This is a genomic window from Enterobacter sp. MG-EB028, from assembly GCF_056673305.1.
In genome coordinates this window covers 1453096-1479444 of the sequence record NZ_CP195079.1, presented here as the reverse complement: position 1 = coordinate 1479444, position 26349 = coordinate 1453096, and the positions used below count along the sequence as shown (strand labels likewise).

Annotated in this window: 24 protein-coding genes; 3 read left to right on the top strand and 21 right to left on the bottom strand. The window is 37.8% G+C overall.

The window, feature by feature from the left end:
- Positions 1-33 precede the first annotated feature (33 nt).
- From ACR42C_RS06975 to ACR42C_RS06895, 17 genes are read right to left on the bottom strand one after another with little or no spacing between them, the layout of a single operon-like run.
- The gene (locus ACR42C_RS06975; RefSeq protein WP_479984915.1) at positions 34-3570 is read right to left on the bottom strand and encodes a phage tail tip fiber protein; all 3537 of its coding nucleotides are present in this window, start codon (positions 3568-3570) and stop codon (positions 34-36) included.
- Positions 3571-3572: 2 nt separating this feature from the next.
- Positions 3573-3968, bottom strand: coding sequence for a DUF6950 family protein (locus ACR42C_RS06970; RefSeq protein WP_063161161.1), 396 nt, complete (start codon positions 3966-3968; stop codon positions 3573-3575).
- Positions 3968-4612, bottom strand: a complete 645-nt coding sequence (locus tag ACR42C_RS06965; RefSeq protein ID WP_050597010.1) for a hypothetical protein — start codon at positions 4610-4612, stop codon at positions 3968-3970. The genes ACR42C_RS06970 and ACR42C_RS06965 overlap by 1 nt, the downstream gene beginning before the upstream one ends.
- A gap of 3 nt (positions 4613-4615) precedes the next feature.
- Positions 4616-5170, bottom strand: a complete 555-nt coding sequence (locus tag ACR42C_RS06960) for a hypothetical protein (RefSeq protein ID WP_117270167.1) — start codon at positions 5168-5170, stop codon at positions 4616-4618.
- 51 nt (positions 5171-5221) lie between these two features.
- Positions 5222-7684: a hypothetical protein gene (locus ACR42C_RS06955; RefSeq protein WP_142900543.1), complete on the bottom strand. Its 2463-nt coding sequence runs from the start codon at positions 7682-7684 to the stop codon at positions 5222-5224.
- Positions 7671-7982: a hypothetical protein gene (locus tag ACR42C_RS06950; RefSeq protein ID WP_141238774.1), complete on the bottom strand. Its 312-nt coding sequence runs from the start codon at positions 7980-7982 to the stop codon at positions 7671-7673. Before ACR42C_RS06950 ends, ACR42C_RS06955 begins: the two co-directional genes overlap by 14 nt.
- A gap of 56 nt (positions 7983-8038) precedes the next feature.
- Positions 8039-8329, bottom strand: coding sequence for a hypothetical protein (locus ACR42C_RS06945; RefSeq protein WP_032659434.1), 291 nt, complete (start codon positions 8327-8329; stop codon positions 8039-8041).
- Positions 8330-8369: 40 nt separating this feature from the next.
- Positions 8370-8843 carry a phage tail protein gene (locus ACR42C_RS06940; protein WP_032659437.1) on the bottom strand — a complete coding sequence of 158 codons (474 nt, stop codon included), beginning with the start codon at positions 8841-8843 and terminating at the stop codon, positions 8370-8372.
- Positions 8844-8899: 56 nt separating this feature from the next.
- Positions 8900-11722 carry a hypothetical protein gene (locus tag ACR42C_RS06935; protein WP_479984914.1) on the bottom strand — a complete coding sequence of 941 codons (2823 nt, stop codon included), beginning with the start codon at positions 11720-11722 and terminating at the stop codon, positions 8900-8902.
- The gene (locus tag ACR42C_RS06930) at positions 11719-13410 is read right to left on the bottom strand and encodes a hypothetical protein (protein WP_142900544.1); all 1692 of its coding nucleotides are present in this window, start codon (positions 13408-13410) and stop codon (positions 11719-11721) included. The genes ACR42C_RS06935 and ACR42C_RS06930 overlap by 4 nt, the downstream gene beginning before the upstream one ends.
- A 2-nt stretch (positions 13411-13412) precedes the next feature.
- A complete protein-coding gene (locus tag ACR42C_RS06925; RefSeq protein WP_142900545.1) occupies positions 13413-13850 on the bottom strand; it encodes a hypothetical protein in 438 nt (145 codons plus the stop codon).
- Position 13851: 1 nt separating this feature from the next.
- Complete coding sequence (locus tag ACR42C_RS06920) at positions 13852-14151, bottom strand: hypothetical protein (protein WP_117270170.1); 300 nt, start codon at positions 14149-14151, stop codon at positions 13852-13854.
- 14 nt (positions 14152-14165) lie between these two features.
- Positions 14166-15992, bottom strand: coding sequence for a phage major capsid family protein (locus tag ACR42C_RS06915; RefSeq protein ID WP_117270171.1), 1827 nt, complete (start codon positions 15990-15992; stop codon positions 14166-14168).
- Entirely contained in the window at positions 15943-17433 is a 1491-nt protein-coding gene (locus ACR42C_RS06910; RefSeq protein ID WP_117270172.1) for a phage portal protein, read from the bottom strand. The genes ACR42C_RS06915 and ACR42C_RS06910 overlap by 50 nt, the downstream gene beginning before the upstream one ends.
- Positions 17433-17975, bottom strand: a complete 543-nt coding sequence (locus ACR42C_RS06905) for a hypothetical protein (protein WP_142900546.1) — start codon at positions 17973-17975, stop codon at positions 17433-17435. Before ACR42C_RS06905 ends, ACR42C_RS06910 begins: the two co-directional genes overlap by 1 nt.
- A 17-nt stretch (positions 17976-17992) precedes the next feature.
- Positions 17993-19882, bottom strand: a complete 1890-nt coding sequence (locus ACR42C_RS06900) for a terminase gpA endonuclease subunit (RefSeq protein ID WP_117270173.1) — start codon at positions 19880-19882, stop codon at positions 17993-17995.
- Positions 19797-20336, bottom strand: a complete 540-nt coding sequence (locus ACR42C_RS06895; RefSeq protein WP_250127769.1) for a terminase small subunit — start codon at positions 20334-20336, stop codon at positions 19797-19799. Before ACR42C_RS06895 ends, ACR42C_RS06900 begins: the two co-directional genes overlap by 86 nt.
- 400 nt (positions 20337-20736) lie before the next feature.
- Here ACR42C_RS06895 and ACR42C_RS06890 point away from each other — a divergent pair, with 400 nt between their 5' ends.
- The 3 genes from ACR42C_RS06890 to ACR42C_RS06880 all read left to right on the top strand — a co-directional run bounded on the left by ACR42C_RS06890 (position 20737) and on the right by ACR42C_RS06880 (position 24104).
- Entirely contained in the window at positions 20737-22557 is a 1821-nt protein-coding gene (locus ACR42C_RS06890; protein ID WP_097494975.1) for an ATP-dependent nuclease, read from the top strand.
- Between the two features lie 158 nt (positions 22558-22715).
- Positions 22716-23279: a hypothetical protein gene (locus tag ACR42C_RS06885; protein WP_097494976.1), complete on the top strand. Its 564-nt coding sequence runs from the start codon at positions 22716-22718 to the stop codon at positions 23277-23279.
- A gap of 198 nt (positions 23280-23477) precedes the next feature.
- Positions 23478-24104: a hypothetical protein gene (locus ACR42C_RS06880; protein WP_097494977.1), complete on the top strand. Its 627-nt coding sequence runs from the start codon at positions 23478-23480 to the stop codon at positions 24102-24104.
- A 41-nt stretch (positions 24105-24145) separates the two neighbouring features.
- Here the strand turns inward: ACR42C_RS06880 and ACR42C_RS06875 are convergent, their stop codons facing one another.
- The 4 genes from ACR42C_RS06875 to ACR42C_RS06860 form a co-directional block, all read right to left on the bottom strand.
- Positions 24146-24754 carry a hypothetical protein gene (locus tag ACR42C_RS06875; protein ID WP_097494978.1) on the bottom strand — a complete coding sequence of 203 codons (609 nt, stop codon included), beginning with the start codon at positions 24752-24754 and terminating at the stop codon, positions 24146-24148.
- Positions 24755-25022: 268 nt separating this feature from the next.
- Entirely contained in the window at positions 25023-25301 is a 279-nt protein-coding gene (locus ACR42C_RS06870; RefSeq protein WP_117270175.1) for a hypothetical protein, read from the bottom strand.
- A 43-nt stretch (positions 25302-25344) separates the two neighbouring features.
- Positions 25345-25695 (bottom strand): hypothetical protein, encoded by a 351-nt coding sequence (locus ACR42C_RS06865; RefSeq protein WP_095439907.1) that lies wholly within the window; start codon positions 25693-25695, stop codon positions 25345-25347.
- 89 nt (positions 25696-25784) lie between these two features.
- Positions 25785-26165, bottom strand: coding sequence for a GIY-YIG nuclease family protein (locus tag ACR42C_RS06860; RefSeq protein ID WP_095439906.1), 381 nt, complete (start codon positions 26163-26165; stop codon positions 25785-25787).
- Between the last annotated feature and the right edge of the window lie 184 nt (positions 26166-26349).

The following is a 26349-nucleotide window of genomic DNA, read 5'->3' as shown; positions in this document are numbered from 1 at the left end:
TCCCTATATTATATATTTTGGTAATAGTATTTATTACGCATTATATAAAGGTTGATCCCCCGCTCGATATATAAACGCATTCAATAACGAAGGTACATTAAGTGAAGCTAAACCAGAACGCGATGTAGTACACATAACATAGATATAATTCCACTTGCCACGACCAACAGCAGGTACATAGATACCATTGATTGGGAAAGTATATGGTGTGTTATGTCCATTGTTACCAGCATCAACGAAAGCTAAGTTTGTTAAACCAATGCCATCACCACCCATACGAATATAGAAGTACTGACGCTCAAATGAAGTAAGTGTGATAGTCATATTACTATCAAGGATACGATCGAAATCTTCACCACGTATACGCAACGCTACATAGTGTTGGTAAGCTACTGGATCATTAGCGGCCTGACCACCTGATACAGTATGTGAACCGAAAATAAACGGCACTGATGCTATACCTGTAGACTGAGGACGGCAAATGTCACCTACGATACGTGCGGCACTCAAAGTACCAAGAATGTTACAGTTTTCATTGATAGTAACGTTGTTGAGTACTCCGCTGTTCGCAAAAATAGTACCGCGAATAGTAGCGTTACCAAAGTTGGCTGTACCGTTCTTGTTAATCATCCAACCGTTCGTACCATCCCAATTACTGGATTGTATCTGTTGGCTAATCTTCGCTGAGTCGATCACGCCGTCCATTATATGAGCACTACGGATTGCGGCATTGGCAATCTTCGTGTTGTCGATTGCGGCATCCTGAATTTTCGCTCGTGAAACGGAAAGGTTATTGATCATAGCCTCATTGATACTCGCTGATGCTATCACCGCTGAGTTGATATACGTCTTACCACCCTGAACCACAAACGGATAAACCCTGTCTGATTGTTTGGCACTGTCAGTACTGATGATGCTAAAGCGATCCGCCATTACGGTAAACACCGAGGTTTTGCCATCATTGGCTAATGCCATTCCTGATACGTTACCATTGTTAGTTGCCTGAATCTGCCAGCGTGACCCAAGTTCATCTACGATCTGTTTCTCAACAATGCCAGTAGCCGTATCACTGTTAAGTAGGCCATCAATCACATCTTCGTTCAATTTGCTGTATGGAACCTTCGTGTTCTGGTTAAAACCGATAGTAGGCGACCATACCAATTCATCCTGTCCGAACACGTCATAGGCTGCTACACGTGCGAACCATGAACCATCTTCAATACCAAACGATGCTGAATAGCGGTTAGCACTGCTGAAGTACTTCGACCCTGAGCTAAAACCCTCATCAAGTGCGATCTGTAGAACTATACCCGCATAATCCGGTACGTTTGATTCTGTCCAGTCAATGAACACAGAATCATAACCACTCTTCAAATTTACACCTAACAACTGTGGGTGTTGTGGGTTACTAACTTCAATCTGAACTTCTTCACTATAGATACCAGTACCCCAACCATGAGCGATAATCCCAAACACACGGTAACGGCTAAGGCCATCACTGGTATTCATTGAACATGAGTACGTCCAGTTGCTTGTAGTGGTGTAGTACGATGTGATGTAGTTCCTGTATCGGTCATACACACGGATTTCATAATGTTTGAAGAAATCAGCAAATGTTTTCCCATTTACGGCTATGTTAGCCTGATCATCCCAACGTAAAATAAAATCTTGAGCATAAGTCTGGTTTAAACCTACATCATCATTCACCATATCAAGGTTAGTAATCTTCGGTAATGCGAATATAACTTGTGGTGTTTGATTATAGATAGCTACTAATTCCGATGAATAACCTAATGTGTTATACGCCTCAATAGCAAAATCGTACTGTACACCATATAGAAGATTTAATATCTCAAAACTTGTAGAGTACTGCCCTACGTTACCAATGCTGATCCAAACACTGGAATCACTGCGTTTATAACGAATCTTATAACCACGTACAGTTGTATCCTGACTAAGATCCCATGTTAATAGAACGGTGTTACCTGATGCCGTTGCCCCTAAACGTTGAGCCTGTAGGTTACTTGGCGGTTCTACGTATGCTGGGTTAGGTAGATTGGTCAATCCATCTTGTGGGAATTGTCCCGGATCTTTTCCTTGATATATACCATCATCATATGAAATCGCGGTGATCTGGATAATGCCTGCTTTATCTACGGTCATTGGTACAGTACGTTGAATACATCTGTACTTTTTATTACTAAATCCAGCTTCTTTAAAATCAATTGTAAACACATCATATACTTTCATATCTGTTACATAGGTATTGAAAGTAATCGTGTTCGTAATGTACTTAGATTTTAGCAATTCAATGTTACTAAGAATAGCAAGCTGATTTTTATCCTGTACCCAAAGATAGTTTAAATCCTTCTTGATAATATAACCATCTTTAGCAATGGATGCGTTACTAATGGCATCACTTGGATAACGGATAATATCTTGTGAATAGTCATTACCTGGGTTTGTATAGGTACTGTCCATTGTATTAAAATAGTCAGACTTAGAACCCGTTGTGATATTCACACTGCCAATAATATTTGTTTCATCAAAATGTACACTTGGAATATCTGGAGCATCAACGGTTAGATAGTACTTACCGTTTGATTCATAAAGTACACCACCAAATGTTTGTAGAATATTTTCAATGTTTTCCTTAAAGGATTTATCATATTGAATATTACCATTGGAATAGAAATGATTCTGAGCACAATAGTTTGCCATATTACGGAAACTGGTAATATCAATATCATTAGGATCAAGCCCAAAACCAAATTCTGTATTAGTGATAAAGTCATATAGTTGGCTTGGTGGGTTTGAACTTGGTTTACGTACATTATCAGTTAAGTCATAGATCATACGTCCACGCATTTCTACCGATAATGTATAGTTCTGGTTCGTTAGAATCCCATCAATCAATGAATCGTTGGTTTTCTTGATTACGGTACAGATCTGTACAAGACCATCACCACGCATGTTGTCAGTCCATTGACTACCGCCATATTGACGGGCAAGCGTCATAGAACCACCGTAGGACGGCTTACCGAAACGTACCTCAATCTGTAAGTATTTGCGGTACTTCTCAATCATCATTGAGGTAGGTACGATCCCTTCTGTGGTGATGTACGCACCATCCATGAGTACCGGAGCATTATCAAAATAGATCTGCTTGATTACGCCTTGTGATTGTTCCCCTGGTACTTGCCCGATTTCACCGATACTGATCGCGTGAACCGTACATAACTGGTTTGAAGTACCTTTATAGACGTTCTGCCATACGACGATAGAGCCTAACTTGTTATAGGCTACCTCTGTTGCGTTGCGGTTAGAACCACCGTATGAAATCGGTATGCCAGTACTTGGTGATGTTGATCGGGCATTGTTACTACCCGTACTCGGATACGTTACCCCCATTTGGCCTACATTCATCATCTGTGATGAACTAATGTAAGATAGTGCTGCTGTACCAATACCTATAGCTACTACTGCTGCTAAAGCTAAACCTGCTGCGTATGCTGCTGCTGCCGCTGATGCCCCTGCGATAATAGCTACGGCAACTGCTGCTACTGCCATAGTTATTCCCCTTTAAATCTGTATATTTTGTCTTTTTCATTTGGGATATATTGAGAAACGATATAGTTAGATTTATCTTCTGATAAAATTACTACTTTCCCACGCCAATAAACTGTACTGTGACCTGACGAAATGATGATATCCCCATCAAGTGGTTCAGTTACTAATTCGCCTTTTTCTTTACACAATAGATGTAGAGTAGAATAACTACAGTTTGCTTTTGCGTATTTTCTACCTGCTGTTGGTGTTGTGTATTTCTGGTAGATTTCATCACGGTAATTACTACCTGTGATCATATCAATTACTGTTAGCACCATGATATGACAATCATTAGTGCCGTACACTAAAGGTTCACCAACTAAACCACTTAGGTACTCTGTTATAAATCCGTTTTTCATTATTTCTTGCTACTCTTCCAGAATTGTTCTGAACTATTTAGTATTCCGATTAGGTCAAAGAACTTATCACCAGTGTGTAATGATTGGTGTACTGATGTACTGGATAACAGGCGTTGTGTTTGGTCTAACTTCTTCCACAATGAATTTAGATTTACTGTTGTTTCATTTGTGGTATTACCTGCTGTGTTGTTAAAGTCTGAACTAAAGTAATCAATGTAACCACTAAACATACGATAGGCATATAGAATACCCCCTGTAGCTGGGTTAACAATTCCCATCCAGATATTAACTTTGGCATCATTCCACAATCCACGTAACGCCATAGATAGATAATCCTGGCTTACATTACTTACTTTCAAAGAAGTACCGTTATTGTTGATTTGGTTCTTTTCTACATAGTTAGCAAATGATGAATCAAGGAAATCAGGTACAGACTTATAGTTAATCCCATTATAGTTTTGATCGGCAATGGCATCAGTTAGATATATGTTACTTCCTGTAGGTGGAAGTACATCTATTAGCTTTACCATAACACCACATTGATATAGTTCTTTTTCTGTTAGTACGGTTTTGTTATCGCCTCGTGTAAGGTTCCAGTACGCGACAAGATCCGCATTAGTTAGTACATTACTTGGAATAGACATAAATTAACCTCGAATGTTTTCGGTTGCATTTATTGTCACTTCCATAATGTTTGTACTTGGCATCTGATATGCTGCGTTCTGTGGTGTAAGAATAAATGAACCTTGAATATTGTCATATTTCATTACTTCCCCAAGTTGGATGTTTTTGATTAATCCAGGGAAGATAGTAATCACGTTGCCAGTGTTGGCTATGATTCGGTATAGTTTCTTGTGTCCGTTGAATTGAACTAACGTACCAACTTCAAGTGTATTAGCATTAACGGCAATGGATGTTGCCCCCGCTGCCCTTGCTGCTGTTGCCTGTACTTGTGATGTTTGAGTACCGTTGTATGTACTCCACCATCCAAGAGGCATAGAGAACGGTTTGCCCTGACCATATAAAGCGTAGAAGTTAGCGAGTTCAGCACGGTTCATCTTGTTCAAGGTAACTTTGAAACTAAGGGTAAAGTACTGCGAACCAACAACACGTGTAATAGTTTCACCTGTCCATGTCTGGTTTTGGTATTGGGGTATATTGTCCGTTAACATGAACTCATTAATAAGAGTGTTATTTAACATATTATTATTCCTTTAATAGTTAGCCCACAATCCATGTGGGCTATATGATATTTATACGTTATTCTTCTGAGATTTACGTGTTGCCTGAACAATAGTATCAGCGTGTTTATCACACATCTTTTGGAAATCTGAATCTGAGATTTGACCATTACTATTAATAATTAACGGTGCGTCAATCTTAATATCACCTGATTTACTACCATCCTGATTACTCAAGTATTTTGTTAAATCCTGGTTTAGTGATTTACCTACTACACGTTCACCTTTTTCAAGATTGTATGTACCAGTACTTGGTAGTGAATCCCAACCATCATGGGCTTGCCCCTGGATAGCTGTACCTTTGATAGTACGGACAATGGACGCACCCTGAGCTGCTACCTGTAGACCTGCTGCGATCCCCATAGGCCACCCAAGTTTGATAGCTTCGGATATGCCCTGCTGGATGTTGATCACTGCCTGAGCAATTGCAATACCTTTACTTACGGCAAAAGCTGCCTTAGCCGCTGCTGATGATTCACCGAAAACCCCAGCCATGATAGTTCCTACATCACCTGCCCCCGCTTGCCACATACCTAAAGTACTGGTTAGTGCGTCTGCGGTTAATCGACCACGTTTCATATCGGCGTTGGCCTGAATCGCTGTTAGCTGATCCTGGTACTCCTGGAAGCCAATTACTTTGGCATCGTATAGAGCTTTAGCCCCATCCTGGTTCTCTTGCTGTTCAGTGTTTACTTGCTGTACTTTCGTTGGATCTGGTGAGAAGTCTAATGGGTTTGTATACCCTAATCCCTGACCTGCTGTGCCACCTGTCCACGTCTTACCCGCTGCTGCTGCTTTGGCTTTAGCCTCTGGTGTGGCATTCGGATCACTGGCAATTGCGGCAATGTTTTGTGCTTGTTTTAAACGATCTGTTTCAGCAAGCATTTCATCAACCATAGTTTTGTACTTAGTCGCACGGCTTTTATATTGCTGATCTAACATTGCTGTAATTTCAGTTTCACTCTTACCTGCTAATTTACCTGCTGTACTGATACGCTTTTCAATTTCATCTTGTTCATAGTTAAAACGAGTAATACGTATCTGAGCTTCGTTAGTACCGATCTGTGATAGGGTTTGTTCTAATAGTGCTTTTGCTCTTTTAGTTTGTTCATTAAGTTTATCTTGTGCGGCTTGTGCTTTCTTGGCTGCTGCTTCATCTTTCTTAGCTTTATCTTCACGTGCTTTATCTTCATCGGCTGTTAGGCTTTTCACTAACTTCTCACGGTTAGCTTTATAACCTTCATCAAGTTTAGCTAAATCGGCATTCATTGCCGCTTCATCACCCTTATAAGCACGTACTAAAGAATCTTTAATAGTTGCTCGTAGTTGTTTGTGAGTAGCATCAAGTGTATCAATCTGTGCTTGTGTCTTCTGCTTAGCTGAAAGATAAGGTTTCAACGCTGTATCAATAACACTTCTATCAGAGCCTTTATTATATTCTTCTTTCTGTTTATCAAGTAGATTATGTGCGGCATCAAGATTAGCTAAAAGATTCTCAAAGGTTTTGTTATTAGCTTCTTGTTGCTTCTGCTGATCTTCTACCATCTGAGCACCATAGATAGAAGAGTTTTTTTGTATCTGCTGTTGGTACTGTTTTTGGTATTCCTGTACGGCCTGTATACCCTGCTTACTCGTAGCGGCTGCGGCTGCTGCCACTGGCTTACTGTTGAGTATCTTAGTCATTAGATCAAGAATATCAGCAAGGCTTTTAGCAACAGGAGCAAGTGTTGAATTTCGCCACGCATCCCACGCCCTTGATAGATTATTAGTTGCCGTTCTATATTCTTCAAATTGTCGTGATTGCTCTGCTGTTAACTGTATAGTTTCATTAGCAAGGCTATTTTGGTACTCTTGTTCAGTACTGAATTCTCTATATACAGTCATGCGTTTAGTAGCATCGTTAGCTACGGTTTCCATCATCTGTACAATCTGAGCCTGACTAAAGCCCATTTGCTTAGCTTGATAGTAAATCTTAGCAATAATATCTTCACCGTTTTCTGCTGCTTTCTGTAACTCAAACATATTCAACTTCAATGGTTGAATTACATCAGTAAGCATAGAACCAGCGTTATTCGTGATAGCATCGCCTAACTTATCCTTAGCATCTTTCATCTGATCGGCTACTTGATCCATAGTCAGACCAACACCCGCAAACATATTAGCCGCCTGTTGGATCTGTACTATGCCCGTTTGTGATAGTGATGCTGCCTGAAAGACTTCAAACGCTTTTTCTGATTGAGCTTGAACGTTGGCTAATGTGGCGGCAATGGCGATACCTGCCACCCCTACCGCACCAGCGAAACCAGACATAGCTTTAGCCGTGGTTGATAGTCCGGTGTTGAAACTACCGAACACACCGCCAGCACGATCCCCAAAATCACCTATATCATTTGCTGCGTTTTTTAATGATTTTTGTAATCCAGATTCATCACCTGTGATTTCAAATATCATTGATTGTTTATTATTGTTTGCCATGTGGCTTTACTCCCATCCAATTAAGCATGTTTGCTTTTTGTTGTTCTGCGATCTTCTTCTCCCTCTCTGCTTGTTGTTCAGCTAAGGTTTTATTTGAAATAATGTTCAATGAATCGAGTTCATAGATACTAAATTTCGGTATATCTTCTTTCTTGATATTGCCAGTACTTAACCATATTGCCTGTAGTATTTCTGTATGCCTGATTTGTTCAATTTGTGATGAATCAGGATCAACCGATTCTTTGAAAACTAATAGGTAGAAGAAAAGCAAAACGGGCATAGTGTAGAGATCATCCACACTACACCCGCTGTTATACAATAAAGATAGTGATAGTCTGAGAATCGGATCGCGTCTTACTTTGCCTCTACATCCTCAACATTAAAGGATTTGGCAAACACATTACCGATCTCGGCATTTAGTTTTAGTTGTACTGTTAAATCAACATTCTGTTCAACTTGTTCAGGTGAATCAAAAATCTGTTTACCACTTTCATCAACCACACAATAGAAGATCGCTTTATATGGATCTGAAACTTCTGCGTGTTGGGTAATAGTTGGTAGTTTGATGTATACAGTACATTCTGGTGTTAGTACTACTGGTGTTAACTTCACACCAATAGCATTCATAAGATTAGTAAAATCCATTTCGCTTTATCCTTGTTAGTTGGTTTGTAGTATTTAGTACTTACGCACCAGTTACTTCACCAACCGCAATTGGAGCACCAGTAACGGAAACAACGAAATCACGAGTTACTACACCATCAAAATCACCGTTAACTACATCAGAACTTACATAACCGTTTACGATGCTGTAATAAGCCGCACCATCTTGATCATCAATATTTTGATAATAAGTTACTTTAACCTGGATTAGGGTTTGTGCTGCTGCGGCTGCCGCAAGCATTTCTTGACCTGTCGCACCTGGTTTCCAGTTAACAGTTAGAGTTAGATCCGGTACTGAACGAGAACCAAGCAATTTCTTAGCGTACTGTTGACCGAACGTGTTCACACTAACAACGTTAGATTCCGCACCTGCCGCTGATGGAAAAGCACCAACTTCTTCAACAACAGTAAAGGTAGTTGCCTGACCGCCACCCGCTGGAGCATTAGCGATTTCAACTTTTACATTATTGCCTACAAAAATAGAATTAAAAGCCATATTTAATATTCCTTTATATATTTGGGGCATCATTCCTTGATACCCCTTCTGTTTATTTATATATGTTGGTTGTAGTACTTCATGTAAAGTGCTAAACCTCTTAGTAGTTCACCTGTATAGAATCCAAAGAACATAGAGTTGTTCTGTGGTGTAGTAGGTGTTCCACTTCTGATAGCTGATGACCAGCCACCATTCATTACGTGATTAGCTGAAACTACGTTATAGTTCTGTTGAATTTCCGCGAATAGTAAATCAAGTAATTCGTGATCTGGATAACCTGCTATTGCCATCATTGAAGCACCAGCAAGCCACAAACCAGACATATGACCTGTAAAGCCATCATAGATAACTTCACCTGTATCTTTAAATCGTGTTGGTGCGTGACCATCATTATTTTTCATGAACCACTTTAAGTAATTCATCCAGTTCTTACAGTACGTAATAATGTTCTGTGGAATAGCATAATCACCACGTTGATATAGCTCGTGAACTACATCACATCCTGCAAAGAACGCACGAGGTTCATAACCTGACCATGCTTCTTCATACCAGTGCTGCATAATGAATTGATCCGGTTTACCATCAGGGGCATATGCTAAAGCGTCCTGACGGTTCCATACATAAGCCTGAGCACAAGGGCCAGGTAAAGTAGGATGGAATTTATTAGTAAACCAGTCCTGAGCATCACATAAGAACTTAATACTATTATTTAGTCTGGTTTGATCAATTGTAGTACCTTTGAAACACCATATAGCAGGCAATTGATAACCAGGATATGGTAATCCACGCCAACCGGAATACAATTGAGCATATGGATCTGTGATGTTACTGAATGGTATTAGTCCTGGTGTATATGAAAGGCTATCAAGCATGTAATTACGAATTACACAATCACCTAAACGGGCTGTATATCCATTACCAGTACTATCATTGAATGTTAAACTTACTAATACTGAATAATCACCTGTACCACCATCGTTATAAAGTGCTGGTAAATCGTTAACACAATACCAGTCAATACGCCCTGAGCCACCATCAACCGGATCGGTATCAAGTAATAGTGTAAACTCTGTACGTCCTGTTAATGTTGGTTGTCCTGGTTGTTCATCACCTTCTCCATGATCCGGTTGATAAGAACTCAATTTAAAATCCAGTACATTAAACGTTTGTGTTACCCATGCCCCGTTGCTTGCTGGTAGCATAGCCCACCAACGCCAACCAAGATCATCAACAATACGGATATTAAAATCATCAGCATATGTTCTGTATGTGAAGCTGTTTAAATCCTGTGTTTCATCATCAAAGATCCAGAAACCAACTGTAGAACTACCGTCAGAATCCATAGTAGTAGAAATCACGTTGTCATAGTATGTTCCAGCAATACCGGAAACATATTGTAAGGTAGTTACTGTATTATCCCCATAATCGGAAATCATACGCATATCTGCTGTTAAGTACTGTCCACCGTCTGGTTTAGCAATTCTGGTAAAATGGTTCATCGGTATATCCATTGATATAATACTATTATCAGTATTAGTAATGGGTAAACCACAACGGTATCTAATAGCACCATCTTCTGTTTTAGTTTTATTCACTGTCATTGCTACAGCAAGGCTTAATGGTTTGCCAGTAGTATCAACACCACTATATTCAACATGGAAAGTTGAACTATTATTAAATTTGAACCATATAGATTGTTGTTCAAGTGTTGTTTGTGCTGAGGCACTTTGATTAATGACTATATAGCCATCTGAATCACGTGAATATGATGCTACTTGATTACTTGGATAGAAATAATCATATGAAATACCATCAGTAAACGGCGTTATAGCAAGTGTACTTTTACGAAAGAACATATCAAATTTATCAATATCAGAATATCCAATACATGTAAGTAGTGAGTTCTGCCATGCTAAGTAATAGATACGCTCGCCTGTGATATCCCATAGTAGCTTTGCCGCCTGACAGAACCACAATTCAGCATCTGATGCGTTATCAGCGAAATCAAGTGAACCGTAGTTATCAATGGGTACGTTTACTGGCCTGTTGTGCCAACGTTCATTACGCCCCATCAGATAACCACCCTCTGATACAGGGTTCTTTGTGGCGTAGTTGAATCGGTAATTACCGTTTATAGACGTGTCCTTGAGCTGGACTGTACCAATCTGGCTTGTTAGTCCTTCTGCCAGTACATCACCATTGCTATCTACCTTGCGGCCTGTGCGGTCAACTATCCAATCAACTTCATACGTAGGTGCTTTAGTATCCCAATCTATGGAATCTTCATTAGCTAACCATGCGTAGGCTGTTGCGTTTACCTGATTCCAACCAAGCCCCGCTCTTTCGGGAAAGGCAAACCATACAGCATCGAGGTATTCACCGTAGTTAGGTGAACCATGAGGTATCTGTGTTTGTCCGTTTGTCCAGTTGAACAAAACGCCCTTAAACCCGCCGTGAGTTGGATACTCTGGATCTAATGGGTAATGTGCCAGTACAGGAGCCTTACCATTACAGATCCAGTTACAACGCAATGAACCGTTAGGTGGATCGGGGAACGCAACACCACGGAAGAATGCCATGTGATAGGCGTTAAAAAAGTCTTTAGCACGTTGTAGGTAGTACGGTTCTTTGGTTGCCTGATACGCATAGATAGCACCAAGAATTGCTAAGGATTGTCCTTCTGTGGTTGCGTCACCGTCCGGTTGTGCTTCCCATCCTGTTTCCGCTATAAAGTGCCTGTTGTTTGCTAATACGTTTTGTGGGTTTAGTACATAGTGATCAGTTTTATTATCATTAACTAAACCCGTATTTCGTTCTAAAAATTTCCAATGCCCTTCAATCATCTGTTGGGCATTGCTTATATTTTGTTTTCTTATCATTCTTTAAGATCCGCCATTAGTAAGGAGCCGTACCACGTACTCCCCCCATCGACAGTTAAGAATTGAATTACATCAATTGAATTCTGAGTAAAGGTTAATACTGGTTCACGACCATAAGACCAAATAACATTAGAAGGCCATGAAATTTTATTTGCCCCTGTTCCCTGTGTTAAACACATAGTAATAGTTTGGCTATTTAAGTTGCTTCCACTGGCATTGATTACACTTAGCTGTGTTACTGCTGCGGTTAGTGTTGCTTTGAAAACACGCTTACCATCAGACATATCAAGTTCTAAAGTATCTTCTACGTTATTTATTGTAAGAAGGTCTTGAGTGATAGTAACTTTGGTATCAATGTTTGCTTGTAGTGCGGCATCTTTAGCATCAATCTGTGCTTTTGAATATGTTCCAACATCGTTATAGTTCAACGTTACGTTACTGTTTAGAGCATAACCGTTAATCGTCGTGATGCGTAACGCAAACAATCCGTTACTTTCAGTACGCGAATATACATCACTAATATCTGCTGCTACCAATTGAATGTTAGTACCAGATAATGGCTTGTTATTGATTAAGAACGTCTTAGGCACATATGTACTATTACTAAATGCTAATGATGCCATATCAGTTAGTTGTGCTGCCGTTAATGTGATATTAGTACTTAATGGCAATCCGTTAACAGTAACCGTTTTAGCTACAAAGGTATTATTAACCTGAGTCTGTGAATACACATCAAGAATATCTGCGGCTACTAAGTTCAACGCCGTTCCTGATAGTGCGTGTCCGTTTAACTGGAATACTTTCGGAACTACGTTTGAATCAATGTAGGTCTTAGAGTAAACATCACTAATATCTGCTGCTACCAAAGTAATGTTAGCTGTAAGTGCTTTACCATTGACAGTACGTGTAATTGGTACGTAGTTACTGAGATCTGTAGCGGCTGCCGCACCAAGTTCTGTTAACGTTGGTTTATCGGCACTGGTGTAGACCTTGTACCATGCCCCGTTACTTGCTGTTGAGAAGTTACGAATATTGAGTACTGGCGTACCAGTTTTGTTCATTACTAATTGAGTACCGTTAGAACCATCAAGGTTAGTGATACCCAACATATCAACACCTGTTGGTGCGTTGGCTGCTGCAATCTTAACGAATGAGTTACCATCACGGCCTTGATAGCTTGGGAACTCGTTACCGTTAGAACCAACACCCCAATCACCACGATAAAGTTCAACTACAGATTCATCAAGAATACCTGCTGATATCTGGTTTTCTGGTGTGAATACGTATGAGCGGGTAACAACCTGATCCATATCTGACGTATCTGATACGCTGGATAAGTACCCGTTATAAAGCACATAGTTTACGGTTGTATCGTTTGAACCCTCATCAAGCATTTCAACTTTTACTTGTACTAACTGCTGAGAATCAACAACAGAATCAAGTACGGCGTTTTCACCTGGAACATAGTTAACTTCAATAGTCATATCACCATATGAACTATCACCCGCTACTTTAGAGGTGTAATTACTATCATATGTTTCTACAGTCGAAATAGATGTTGATTCACTAAAACTTGGAAATCCTGAAAGGTTTGCTACTTGAACAAAAGTACGGGCATTTGGATCAACGTTGGTTGTATCGTTATTAATCCATACTGTGGTTAGATTCCCTAAAAATGTTTGAGCCATAATTATTCCCCATAGCTAAAAGATAGTGTTTGCGTGTGAACATATGCGGTTTCCGTGGCTTCGGCTTGTGAAGTCATTAGACTATCTTCAATTCGGATATTGAATAATGGCATTGGAAGTTGCTGGTTTAGTTCATCAAAGAAACCAGATGTATAAAGAGCTTCAAGAATCTTTTCTATTTCATCCGAAGCACCTTTATATGATTGTCCGACAGCTACAAACTCAACACGAAATTCACATAAATTTCTAATAGTTGATGGTACGATTTGATTGTTTACAATTTGATTTGCTTTGGCTATCTGTGTACGTTGTACTGAAGAATCGCCAATGTAAACTATTGTTGAATTATCTACCGTTGCTTTTGATGGATATTGTAGATTAACAATTACTGCTAATTTATTAATCAAATACTTTCTTATTGTATAGTCTGCCGTAAACATATTATATTTCCTCTTCTAAATCGATCTTGCGAATATAGTGATAGTTAGAGATACCGCTTGTATCATCATCTATTCTATTTACTAGGTATTCGGTATTATCAATTGTGAAGGTGCTATTTAGTTTAATTCCTGACTTAGCACTAAAGTATGTTACGGTAGTTTGACTATCATCGAAAAAAAGCTCGTCTTGTTCAAAAATTGCGGTAATCGTTATTGATACACCATCTTGAACAATGACGAGCTTTTCACCAAAAGCATTTAATAGATACTCTAATTGTGAGTTACTAAAAAATGCTCTCATATTTCATTCCTATATTATGCTAGGTTAAGCACTAGGAATGCTTCATCGTGTGCTAGAGCATGAGCCTGGAAGCTGAAAGTACGTAGAACAATACCCATAGAATTACGTTGGGTTGTATCGTCACGATCCATAGTTACAGCACCCCATTGTGCCATGATGATGTTTGACCAATCACCAAAGACAACAGCACCAGCGGCAACTTGAGTAGATTCAACAATACGTACTGAATCAGCTAGAATACCGTCACCCATATAGCCTTGTAGCAAGTACTTAGCAGCGGTGTTAGAACCATCTAGTGTGGTACGCAATACAGCAGCGGTAGTAGGGTGTACAATCGCAACTACGTTTTCAACACGGACATTAGCAGCAGCTAGAGTAGCTAGAGCATTAATAACATCGGTCTTGGTTAGAGCAGCAGTTAGGGTTACTTCTGGAGCAGACGCAACAACATCAGCAAGAATTAGACGTTCTAGTTTTAGAGCAGCACCCTTTACCATCGCATCTTGAATGTACTGTTCAGCAGTAGAAGCGGATTTAATTAGAGTACGAGTAAGTTCAACGGAACCAGTGAAGATTTCTGGCTTGAGAGTAATTTTCTCAAAAGCGGCGTTATAAGATGGTGATGGAGCACCTTCAGTAACATAACCGAAGTTATCAGTGAAATCAGCAGATAGTTTAGGTAGAACTAGATTACCTTCACCTTCAAGATTTGCGAATACTTGTACAGGTAGAGTAGCAAATACTGACTGAGCACGTAGCACATCAATATAAGAATCTGCGTATACTTCTTTAACTAGAGCAGCACCGCCAACAGTAGTAGAAGTACGGACGAAATCACCAGCAGGGATTTCAGTTTTGCCAGCGAAATTACCTTCACTTAGTGAACGAATTAGGCCATTTAATACGGATTTTTCCATTTTGATTTCCTTATCATGATTAGGATTTTTTTTTGTATTTAGTGTGCGTTTGAAGTCCTCAACTGAAATTCCTTTTTCAATTGCTTCAGACACATCAATATTTAGAACTACGCCGATTGATTCCAATTCACGTTTACGTTCTACTTCATCGGTAGAATCTTCTACTTCAGAATCATCAGTACTTTCTTGTACTTCTTCGCGTTGTTCTTCAACGTCGCTTGTATTTATCATTTGTTCAAGCAAGTCTGGACGACTAGCAATTAGTGCTAGTAGTTCATCATCACTCATACGTACTTCTTCAGATTCTTCAACCTCTTCTTGTTCAGTAATTTCTTCTTCAGATTCAATTTCGGTAATTTCTACTTCTGATTCATCTTTGATTTCAGGTTCAGTACTTTCAATTTCGTTTTCATCTTCCATGATCATATCCTTCTGGTTGTCATCATTGTTATTTATCAATGAGCGACCAACACCAGCCGAACAATCAGCAGGTACAGTTACCAGTGATATTTCATATGGGGTGAAATTAGTTACATAGATAATGTTTCCTTCAATACGGTAATCATTAACTGTGTAACCAAAACTAATATGTGTTAATACGCCTTCATTGATTTGTTCCCATTCTTTTTCTGAAGCATTGGAAATCTGTAATACAGCACGACCTACTTTGTCTGAATCAATACGTGCCGCTAGTACCTTTCCAATCAAATGATCTCGGTCATGATTGAAAAGTACTGCCCCTGAATTGTTCAAACGCGATAGGTCTACATTTTCTGGATTACATAGAAGTACTTCGTTATATAACTTCCCTTCTATTTCACGTGCTACAGGAGTTTCAGAACAAAAAGCAACTTCAACGGTACGATCATCAGAATTAATCGCCGTTGGTAGGGTTAATTCCCTCGTCTGGTTTTTGATTTTCATCTAGAACTTCCTTGTTCATATTTTTCTCATTCTCTATTTCTTGAAGTACAACACGTGGATCACCGCCCATTTCACTAATTACCTGTGTACGGGATTTCAAACCAGCATCAATAGCAGCTACTTCACATTGAATATCCTTCAATGGATCAAGTGAAATAGGTTTAGTAGGGATATAACGAGCACATACAAGATCATCGAAATCAGAAAAACTTAATTTCAACTTACTATTATTTAGCATTTCATTCTTTAACCAAGCTGTATAAATTGGCTTGAGTACTTTATTTATGAGTACATTAGTTCTTGTACTGAAAGTTGTAGCTTGTAGACGTTCGGCAAGTTTCGCAGCACTAAATGACGCGTCAGCAGTACTTCCCATTAGAGATTGCTTAGTGACGTTTAAGCCCATTGAAATATTATCAAATAGTACATCTGTGAATTCTGCTATGCCGTCAACACCATTACGAGGATCTACCGATTTAACATCTTGATTAGCATTTAATTCAAAGATAGCACCTGGTTCTAAGTACTCGTTATAAATCGCTGTATCTTGTTCACCTTCAGTTAGTGCTAATTCATTGTTACTTCCATTATTAGTAATGAAAGTTGTAACACTAGCTGAGATACGCTTTGCCAAAAGTGCCGCTTCTTGGAAGTTCTTTAGGTCTGCTAATACTTTTGTACTGGCAATTAGATCCGGTATACCACGTTCCTGTGTGGCATCATCCATAACAAAGTAATGTAGGATTTCACTTGCTGGTACAACTTCATAACTAGTAGCATCATATGTATATGTTACTGGATTATATTTAGCGAAATAGTAGTTTACAGGTTGACGGTACTTATTATATTCAATTCCATTACTAATATATCCATCTACTAACACTGCGTTATTCAATTGAGTCAATCTAGCAGAATCAATAATTTCAAGTTTAATTGAACGGTTGAAATTATGAATACGTACAAACGCTTCCCCATCACGGCAACGATGCTTTTCAAGTACTTGTGCGAATAGGTCAAATGTCATTGAACCATCAATAGAGAATTTACTAGCATCATAAGCCCAACGATCAAATAGTTTTTCTAGTTGTTGGTTAATGGTATGTTTGGTTTCTTCGTCTACATCAATATCTACAGATGGTTTTACATAGATACCATTACTGCCTACAACACCATCTACAGAAAGCATCATGTACTTACGTGCGATAGGGTTTACTAATGTTGCGTCACGTGATTGGTTACGCCATTCTGATAGATGCCATTTAATGATATTATTAATACTTACTGAGTTAGTACCGACACCGAAGCCAAAAGCATTCACACCATTACTAGTTGTACGAATCTGGTTTAAATCACGCTGTAAGGTTTTACCAACATGTTCACGTACTTCATTTGTTTTCTGTACTGGCTTTGGTTGTTCGGGTTGTTTTTTCTTCCAAAACATTAACGTGTTCCCCATCTGTTAGGATAGTTAGGATCACGAAATACCGTCATACTCTTAAATGGCTTACTTGAACCAGATGTAGATTGACCATTCATTTTAGCCCATAGAGAATTAGCACGTTCAATATAACGAGCACGAATAGATTCTAAGTTTGCTAATGACTCACTAACTAGAGTTTTGTTATTAATTGTAATGCTGTAATTCGCACCACCTTGTATTTTCGCTTCAATTACTGCTTCAATCTCATCAATCATCTTTCGAATACGTGCGTATTCTTCAGTATGTTTAGTAGGATCGATTACTTCACATTGGAAAGTACTGGCAATTCCATTAGTCATAGCTGTACAGAAAAGTTTTTCTGAAGCAACGCTAGTTTCAAAGGTGATAGCAAATACTTCATCACTATCACTTTGACTGTTATCTAATGTAATTGAATTACCGGTACTGACATATGAAATAACGAGAAGTGTTTTAGCAGGAATTGTTACACTGTATTCATATGGGTTTGACACCATATAAATCTTTTCTGGTAAAATTGCCATTGGATATCCTTATCATTTTACGTTTTTCCAAACCAGTTTGAACCCACACCAGTACGCCTAGAACGTCTGGTACTTTGGGTAGATTGTGATTCTTCTGGTTTATTTATCTTTTGTGGTAATGATTTGGCTTTATGTTCGCGTAGTTTTCTAAACGGTTGCGTACCTAATTGTGATTGGGAATATACGATTGCGATCATTCCATAGACCAGACAATCTAGAGCCTCGTTTCTCTTCTGCCCTTTCTTTAGTCGCCATACTAACTTACCACCAGCAGGTTTTAGTTCTTCAGAGGATAATTGTTCAAAGTAATCTGATGGTAGAGTACTGGAAAAGCGTAATTGAATTTGTGCGTTCTCTGCTTCAGTACTGAGCATCAAATTTAGAAGTTTACGTATATTATTCTTTTGCTCATGAACGTTTAGTATCTGTAGCCTATAACCTGCTTGTGTACTCTGTTTGAATAAATCACTTGTGGTACTGCTAGAACCCTTAATAGGATGATACTTAGCCCAACGTGCGGTAAACTTCTTAACCGTATCTGTAGCGTTACCATTCGATGAATCCACGAATACGGCTAGTGTTGGTACTATGCGACCATCTACACTACGGTAATCTTGACGACAGAAAGTATCTAGTTCTTTCCATGCTTGTGATTCAATCTTCGTACAGTCATGACCATAGAAGAAGTCATGAGAAAGCACGTAAATGTTCTTTTCATCAAAGCCCAATACGGTAGCTTCCAAGCGGTCTAATTGTTGGTCTACTGCTATAGTTATGCCTAAAGTACTTTCAGGTATTTTATGTAGATTAAATTCATCTTCACGTAATGATTCCAATCGAAGTATATCTAGTTCTTTCGCATATTCATCTTCATAGGGTAATCCCAATTCATTATTATAGAATGTTTGAAGATTGAAATTATAAAGAGCATCGGCATACTTACTAACCATTTCTGAAATAGTATTAAGCGGTGAGTACATGCGTGATATTTGATAGCCAATGACACCCGGATCACCATCTGTACTAGTAGCGACCCATCGACCGTTATCTATCATTTGGTGGCGTGTGTGTTCGTCTATCTCTTCCTGACAATGAGGACAAATTAAACGTGTAGTTGTACTGTCTGGTATCGCTCTACCATTTTCAAGTTGCTTGAAATCAAAACCCACTTGTTCCCATTCAAAAGTATATTCATGACCGCAAGTGTGAGTAACAAACCAACGGCGTTTATCAGAAAGGTTATATTCTGAGTTAATTAGATCATCTTTATATAGTGGTGTACTTGAAATAACTACTAAGGCATCATCACCGAAAGTACTAGTACGTGCTTCTGCTAGTTTGATTGGTGAACCTTCTTCTGTAATACCTACGTTTGAAACTTCATCAAGTAGAACTACACGGCAAGTAATACCACGTAGGTTCCCTGGTGTATTAAGGTTTAACCAATAAACGAAAGTACCGTTTACCATTTGTGTTTGTTTCGCGTTATTCGCGGCGTTCTTATCATTCTTATCTGTTACTAGTGGCTTTAGTTCTTCACTAGTTTCAATTGCTGGTAGAAATTTACCATCCTTGAATTTCTTTACTTCTGATTCTGAAGAACTACCAAAGGCAAAATTACATGGATCATTTGCCATTAGGTTAAATGCTATTGATTGTAAAACTGTGGTTTTTAAAAGCTGACTACATGACTGTAGAACGATCTTCTTTGTACTTCTATGTTGAGCGATATCCATACACTCACGTTGAAAGGAGAATGGAACCCAATCAAGCCCCATATTTGGCCCGTCAACAAATTTAACTACACCATTACTAATCCATTCACTCGTTTTCTGTATCTTCGGTGGCTGTATCGTCGGCAGTACTTTCATCAGTACTTTCGTTAATTTCTTCTTGTTTGTTTCCATCTAATATTTCTTCATCCGTGGGTAGATCAAATTCCATGCTTCCTAGCTGGAATAAGGTACTATCAATATGTTGTTTTAATATATCTCTTAAATCTTTCGCGTCTGTCTGTGCGAATAACTCTAAGTATGTTTTACTTGGGATTGCCCTCATTGCTGTTTTAACTTGAAATAGGTATTCAGTTAGTACTTGTTCAAGATATTCAGTACTAACTACCGTTCCATGTTTCACCTGTAATTCAAGTTCAGATAATGCCGCTTCTGCTTTTAGTTTACGTAGGCGTTCTTGATCTATTTGTTCGCGTGTATCGGTATTACGTAATGGTAGAATTACATTCTGTACTATCCATGCTCGTGTATCAGCTTCTTCAGTACCTTCACCAATTGGCATACCCTGTGCTTTCCATTCGCGAACTGTGCTTTCGTTATACCCGTACTGCTTCGCAAGCTGATTCATGCTAATGTTCTTACTCATTTTGTTTATCGTTTCGCCTCTTTAGTATTTTTTCACATATATTTAAAACAAAGTGCGTCGAAATCTACGCGGTCTTTCAAATGCCCAGGGAGTACCTTATCGACTTGTTAAAATAAAACGAATTTTTCAGCCATCCCTGACAATCTATTTATGATTAACTTTTCATTCAGAGTCTAAATCTCACACCTACCACTAAAAGTTAACGCATCACAAAACCTAATAACTGAAAGATTGAGGATATATTTTGAATGCTTACCAAAATTAATTATTAGCCAAGTAATAATTTTAACAATCAACGCACATCACATTTTCAGTAATTTTTAGTGCATAACATTTTAAGTTATGTTAATTGTAAGAACCCTTTACTTGATATGGTTATTCTATGAAACTTGTTCGTATAGATATACAAAACTTCAGAGGAATTTCTTCTGCATCTATTAATCTCGAGAACTTCACTACATTAATTGGTTCAAATAACATCGGGAAATCAACAATACTCAAAGCAATTAAAATCCTCGTTGATACAACAAATCCTACATCCGAAGATTGGCCATTTCGTATAGCCAGTAATGATGAAATGATCATAACTGGAACCTTTTCAGATATACAGGATGCCGAAAGATCTAAACCAGCTATATCTAACTTAATTCACAACGGTGAATTAAACATTAGAGTAAGAACCAAATGGGATCACGATAATGAATGTATGGGTGCTCCGAGTTATGAAGCTTACTACAGCAAAGAGTCAATAGATGAGTTCACAACATCTATAACCGCCGCCAGAAACATCCCATGGCTATTCGATATAATCCGTGAGCTTGATTGTAATAACAGCAAAGCATATAAAGAAATGCAAAATGATGTAGTTGGATTGATTAAACAACGACATCCAGAAAAAGTTACATCAGAACTATGTTGGACTTCAGAAGGAATCAATTTTAAAAATAGCCTACAGCAAGCCTTACCACATGTTTTATATATTCCAGCATGTTTCAAAATTGAAGATGATCTAAAATCTCAAAAAGGGACACCTTTTGGATTCCTATTTTCTAATAGAGTTTACCCTGTTCTTCAAGCCGATTCTTCTTTCACACAATACACCGCATCTCTCGACCAACTACACAAGAAAATGAAAGGTGAATTAGATGGTGAACTGATTGAAGGACTTCAAGAGCTAATGGAATCCATAACTGAATCACTTAATCAAGTCATGGATTTAAAATCTAAGGTAAAGTTGAGCTTAACAGAAATAGATATCAATGCTGCTTTGATGAAAGCTGCGACATTAGTTATAGAAGATAAATTAGAAACTCAACTTGAATATCAAGGAAGTGGTGTTCAAAGAGCATTGGCTTATGCCTTGCTCGAGTCAAATGCTCTTTTCGAAGTAACAGAATCACAACGTTCAACACTAATTCTTTACGAAGAACCAGAACTATATATTCATCCTCATTTAATGAGATTACTTAGAGATAAACTTAGAGAGAAATCATCTGTCTCTGCTTGCCAAGTTATTGTTAGCACACACTCACCATTTTTAATCGATATAGCTGAAAACCCTTCTTCATTGAAGTTAATAAAAGACAACCATGAAGGGAAAAGAACTGTCCATGAAATAGATGATTCTATATTCCACATTGATGCCGAATATAACGAAAGGGAAATGCTCAGAGCCGCATTAGATTTTCACCCAACCGTCTGTGAAGCATTTTTCGCAAAACGTGTAGTAGTTGTTGAAGGTGATACGGAAGTCGCGATACTTAGATTTGCTTCTGAACTATGTGATAAGTTAAATATAGATAAAAATCTTATTAAAGATACAACTATCGTCTCCGCAGGCGGCAAATGGACAATTCCAGCAATCGCAAGAATACTCTCAAAACTCAATATACCTTATAAGGTTGTTCACGATACTGACAGGAAAGGTATGACGGAAGAGGAAATTGAAAATTTATCAGCAATTAACGCTTACCGAGCGAATATAAAAATAAGCGAAATCGTTGGTGATGATAATGTACATCGTGTAGATGATACATTTGAACATCTTCTATGGGATCCTGTTATTGATGGAAACGCTCCATCAGAAGGAGGTAAACCCTTTAATGCTTGGAAAAGGATTAAGGCTTATTTAGATGGAGATGTAAATCTGAATCCAACATGCGAGCATAAGTTAAAATCAGTATTACAATTCATCTACGAATGATATTACTATATTTTGTACGCTTCATTAAGGGAATGAAGCGTACATATTTAATCAGATTGCGGTTTTAAAAATTAAAGAAGATATAAATGCGTAATTGTTTTCACAATAGTATACTATCTATAGCATTTTTAATGCAAAATGTTTTATAGGGAGATATAATGGAATTAGGTAGCATTTCAGATTGGTTTAGTGCGGTGTGTAATGGCGTTATGGCTATTGTAGCTGTTTACGCGGCAAGCAATGCTAAGGACTGGCTTTCTCCGAAGCTTAATGAAAGGAAATTTAAGTTTGCCGATGAACTTATTGAGCAGTTCTGTCGATTACAACAGGAAGCATTTTACTTATTCAGTGATACTAAACACTTAATCAATACTAATCCAGATGAACAAGGCGATGCTGAAAAGTTCAGAAAGAGATGGAATACTATTTCCGAAAGAGAAATAAGTTATAGAAAGAACACAATAAATTTACGTACAGCTTTGGAAAGGATGGAACTATGGGGATTAAAAGCAATAGACAATAACGAATTCATTCAAATTATAGATTCTCATTTAGCATTGTCCTATAAAATTGGTGAGGCTTTAGCAATTGGTCCTGATGAATCGCGTTTTAGATTACAAAACAGTTTCGAATACGATAAACAAATTAGTGAGAAATACAAAACTGTAAGATCATCGCATAATAATATTATGAAGCACTACAGTAAATTATTTATTGACTGAAATTATCGCTGCTTTTCTTTCATGGGTTGATTTCTCACTACCATAAGAGAAGGTTGAGATAACTTGAGGTTAGTTTCACGCCACACCCACACCTTTAACAAACCTACCCACCGTGGGGGGCGTGAGAGAATAGTGTACAAGATTGTTGATACAATGGTAAAGTAGTATAGTTACTCTAAGCAGTAGGTCTAATACAAAATGAATTTAAAGAAAACCAATTCAGTCTTATTAGGTATCAATATTTTTCTGTTTCTTGTTGCTTCTTTAGTCTTTATCAAGGTTCTTTTTTTGGATGTAGAGGGTTTTGAGTGGGGATCTGTTAGTGATTGGTTCAGCACCGCTTCTTCAGTACTAACTACTTATATTGCTTATCGAGCATATAGAGAAGCACCTAAATGGATAAATCAAAAACAAAACGATGCTGGATTTGGTATTGTAACAACACTTATGGCTGAGTATGATCAGCAAGTGCTCAATATCCAACGTATTCATTTCGATATTCTTACTATGAAATCTGCTGATGAAAAGTTTGATAGTCTTATCGCTCAAATCACAAAAAATATTTACACTGCTTTCGATTTAGACAATAAGTTAACTACTTTAAGTAGATGGAACATAACATTTCCTCAAGAGGTAGGTAACTCATTTGGTAGACTTTCAGGATATTATAACCAGGCTTTCGGTATTTTGATTTTTAGAAAAACCACTGGTGATACTTACCCTGACCTATTAATATCAAAATTAGAAGAGTTGAAAAGTCAAATTTTATTAGATCACTCAAATTTAAAAATAGAAATCAGAAAAACATTTACTTTCCCACAATAAAAAAGGCCACCTTTTAGGTGGCTAACAATTTATATCAACAATCAATTTTTTTCATATTTAGCGATGAATTTAGGTTTATCTGTTTTACCCTTAATATTAATACTATCCTCAGAAATACCATTTGCTTTAAAAACTGACTTCACTTCGTTTTCATCCATTCCTATGAATGATCTTCCAATGAATGTTTTTGCGTCAGTTTTTACTTCATACTCAGTACCACCAATAACAATTATTGTTGTGGTCATTGTACGACTTGATTTTTGTCTATTATCTTTAGCTCTTCCCGTCCTTTCAATTTCTACTACTACAGGTTTTGGGATAAAACCTTTTTCTACTAGTTGATTAATCAAAACTTGGCGGGTATCAGCATCAAGTTGATCAATAGAAGCAGCAATATCAGCACTTTTTTTAGTGTCTATTTCTTTCTTATAGGCATTTGCGATGTTAGTAAGATTAGTTGCCATACGAAGCAATTGATTAATGAATTCTTCTGCTTCTTTCTCTGACTCTTTTTTGAAGAGTTTTTCTAAGATATCTTTTTTGCTGTCTTCAAACTTAAAGTTAAGTGCTGAGACACGTTCAATAAGAGATTTGAATGAGGTGTTTGTTAAATCATAAACAATACCATTGCTGTTAGTTTCTGTGCTCATCAAGTAGTCTTCCTGTTCGTTTTGTTAGTACTAAAAAGACTCCCGGATAACAAAAGCACTGTCAATAAAATTTAGTTTAAGTTACAAAATTAAATGTCGTGTGTATGTTCTACGATTAGTTTCCGTTTTTGCGTACTGATAGGTACAAAGGATAAGGTAAGTACTTCACCTGTGCCAAGGGTTACGCTTGAGTAGTCAGATCTTAGTTGTAAGTAGCACTCTACCCCATCCAGGACACAGTACAGCCTTATGTTTTTAGTGTTGTTGTCTATGATTCCCACAGTTCATCCATAAGCCATGTAAAGAGTTTTACTGCTTTTATAATGTCCTCTAAGTCTGGGTTTATCAGTTCTTCCTGGAACATAGCCGCTTCATCATTTTCTATAGTTAAGTACCTATTAGTATCTAAAGGTTCAGTATGGAAGGATGAACGGCGTTGTATCTCAAGATTTGAAGTACCATCCGTTTCGATTCTTATGTTGTTAGTAACATAAAGAAAGTAGATAGTATCATCTTCGTAATGTGTGAATTCAGTTCTAAATGTCATAGTAATATCCTCAAGTGTTTAATATATTTATGACATATAGTGATTAATAGCGTCCAAATAGAAGATGATAATCAAGTCGATCATCATCATCTAAGTTAGTGAGTTCGATTTGTTCACTGAATCTGTAGCATGTTTTGGCATCATTAATACGCCCTTCTGGAGCATCGCCCATTATGCGTAATCCAAATACTTTTTGATTGGTTATATCGTATGAATCATCGATAGCTTTGATTCTGTACATGTTTGGAGTCCATTCAAATAGAATCCCTGTTTCAGTAAACAGTGCTATCTTTCTAATGTTGGCTTCTTCATCAAAGAATTTGATTTCAACTAATCTAATAGTATCTTGGTTTTCATCAAGGATTTTCCAAGTGCGTATATTTGTGTTTTCCATAACTATTCCTTAGTAGTTGGTTATAACTGTATTTACGCTTCATGTCAGAATGCCTATTATGTCCTGTTTTCCTGGTTCTTTTGTTACTATCACGCCCACTCAAACATAGCTTTTTCTTTTACTGGTTCTGGTTCGTTGATCAACTTGTAACCCATATCTACTAGTTGTTCATATAGTTCATTAGTTATTACTGACTCATAGTGTTCACTGTTGCCTTCTGGTAGTGAACTTTTACTTATGTTAGTACAGTAATACCTATTTTTAGCATGAATTAGCTTTTCATCCATTTCATAGTGGATTAGTTTTTTCTTGTGTTTGAATAACATCATTTCTGAGTACTCAAAATGTGAATTACGGTTTCTTAGTTCACTTAGTCTTCTTTCTGGATTAGTAGTGAATCCAAGTTTGATTAGATAAAGGCCAGTGTGAATATTACGGGCTAGTGTCATATATATGAATTGTTCATTCATGGTATATCCTCATTGAAGAGGCAATAAATAGTTCGTAAAAACATTGGGCGGTCTTCGGACTGCCTTTTTTATTGCCGTTGGTTTGTTAGTTAGTTTGCTTGTCCTATGTCGTTTTGCTTTAGAAGTACATGAAGGGAAGAAAAATGTACGCAGAAAAAGATCACTATTATATAGAATAATTATT

Coding starts and splice junctions, on each gene's coding strand:
- ACR42C_RS06885 (WP_097494976.1), top strand. CDS start 22,716: ATGGAATTAGGTAGCATTTCAGATTGGTTTAGTGCGGTGTGTAATGGC.
- ACR42C_RS06905 (WP_142900546.1), bottom strand. CDS start 17,975: ATGGCAATTTTACCAGAAAAGATTTATATGGTGTCAAACCCATATGAA.
- ACR42C_RS06890 (WP_097494975.1), top strand. CDS start 20,737: ATGAAACTTGTTCGTATAGATATACAAAACTTCAGAGGAATTTCTTCT.
- ACR42C_RS06910 (WP_117270172.1), bottom strand. CDS start 17,433: ATGTTTTGGAAGAAAAAACAACCCGAACAACCAAAGCCAGTACAGAAA.
- ACR42C_RS06970 (WP_063161161.1), bottom strand. CDS start 3,968: ATGAAAAACGGATTTATAACAGAGTACCTAAGTGGTTTAGTTGGTGAA.
- ACR42C_RS06925 (WP_142900545.1), bottom strand. CDS start 13,850: ATGTTTACGGCAGACTATACAATAAGAAAGTATTTGATTAATAAATTA.
- ACR42C_RS06895 (WP_250127769.1), bottom strand. CDS start 20,336: ATGAATCAGCTTGCGAAGCAGTACGGGTATAACGAAAGCACAGTTCGC.
- ACR42C_RS06955 (WP_142900543.1), bottom strand. CDS start 7,684: ATGGCAAACAATAATAAACAATCAATGATATTTGAAATCACAGGTGAT.
- ACR42C_RS06870 (WP_117270175.1), bottom strand. CDS start 25,301: ATGACATTTAGAACTGAATTCACACATTACGAAGATGATACTATCTAC.
- ACR42C_RS06930 (WP_142900544.1), bottom strand. CDS start 13,410: ATGGCTCAAACATTTTTAGGGAATCTAACCACAGTATGGATTAATAAC.
- ACR42C_RS06965 (WP_050597010.1), bottom strand. CDS start 4,612: ATGTCTATTCCAAGTAATGTACTAACTAATGCGGATCTTGTCGCGTAC.
- ACR42C_RS06945 (WP_032659434.1), bottom strand. CDS start 8,329: ATGGATTTTACTAATCTTATGAATGCTATTGGTGTGAAGTTAACACCA.
- ACR42C_RS06865 (WP_095439907.1), bottom strand. CDS start 25,695: ATGGAAAACACAAATATACGCACTTGGAAAATCCTTGATGAAAACCAA.
- ACR42C_RS06915 (WP_117270171.1), bottom strand. CDS start 15,992: ATGAAAATCAAAAACCAGACGAGGGAATTAACCCTACCAACGGCGATT.
- ACR42C_RS06975 (WP_479984915.1), bottom strand. CDS start 3,570: ATGGCAGTAGCAGCAGTTGCCGTAGCTATTATCGCAGGGGCATCAGCG.
- ACR42C_RS06860 (WP_095439906.1), bottom strand. CDS start 26,165: ATGAATGAACAATTCATATATATGACACTAGCCCGTAATATTCACACT.
- ACR42C_RS06960 (WP_117270167.1), bottom strand. CDS start 5,170: ATGTTAAATAACACTCTTATTAATGAGTTCATGTTAACGGACAATATA.
- ACR42C_RS06940 (WP_032659437.1), bottom strand. CDS start 8,843: ATGGCTTTTAATTCTATTTTTGTAGGCAATAATGTAAAAGTTGAAATC.
- ACR42C_RS06935 (WP_479984914.1), bottom strand. CDS start 11,722: ATGATAAGAAAACAAAATATAAGCAATGCCCAACAGATGATTGAAGGG.
- ACR42C_RS06880 (WP_097494977.1), top strand. CDS start 23,478: ATGAATTTAAAGAAAACCAATTCAGTCTTATTAGGTATCAATATTTTT.
- ACR42C_RS06920 (WP_117270170.1), bottom strand. CDS start 14,151: ATGAGAGCATTTTTTAGTAACTCACAATTAGAGTATCTATTAAATGCT.
- ACR42C_RS06900 (WP_117270173.1), bottom strand. CDS start 19,882: ATGGAAACAAACAAGAAGAAATTAACGAAAGTACTGATGAAAGTACTG.
- ACR42C_RS06875 (WP_097494978.1), bottom strand. CDS start 24,754: ATGAGCACAGAAACTAACAGCAATGGTATTGTTTATGATTTAACAAAC.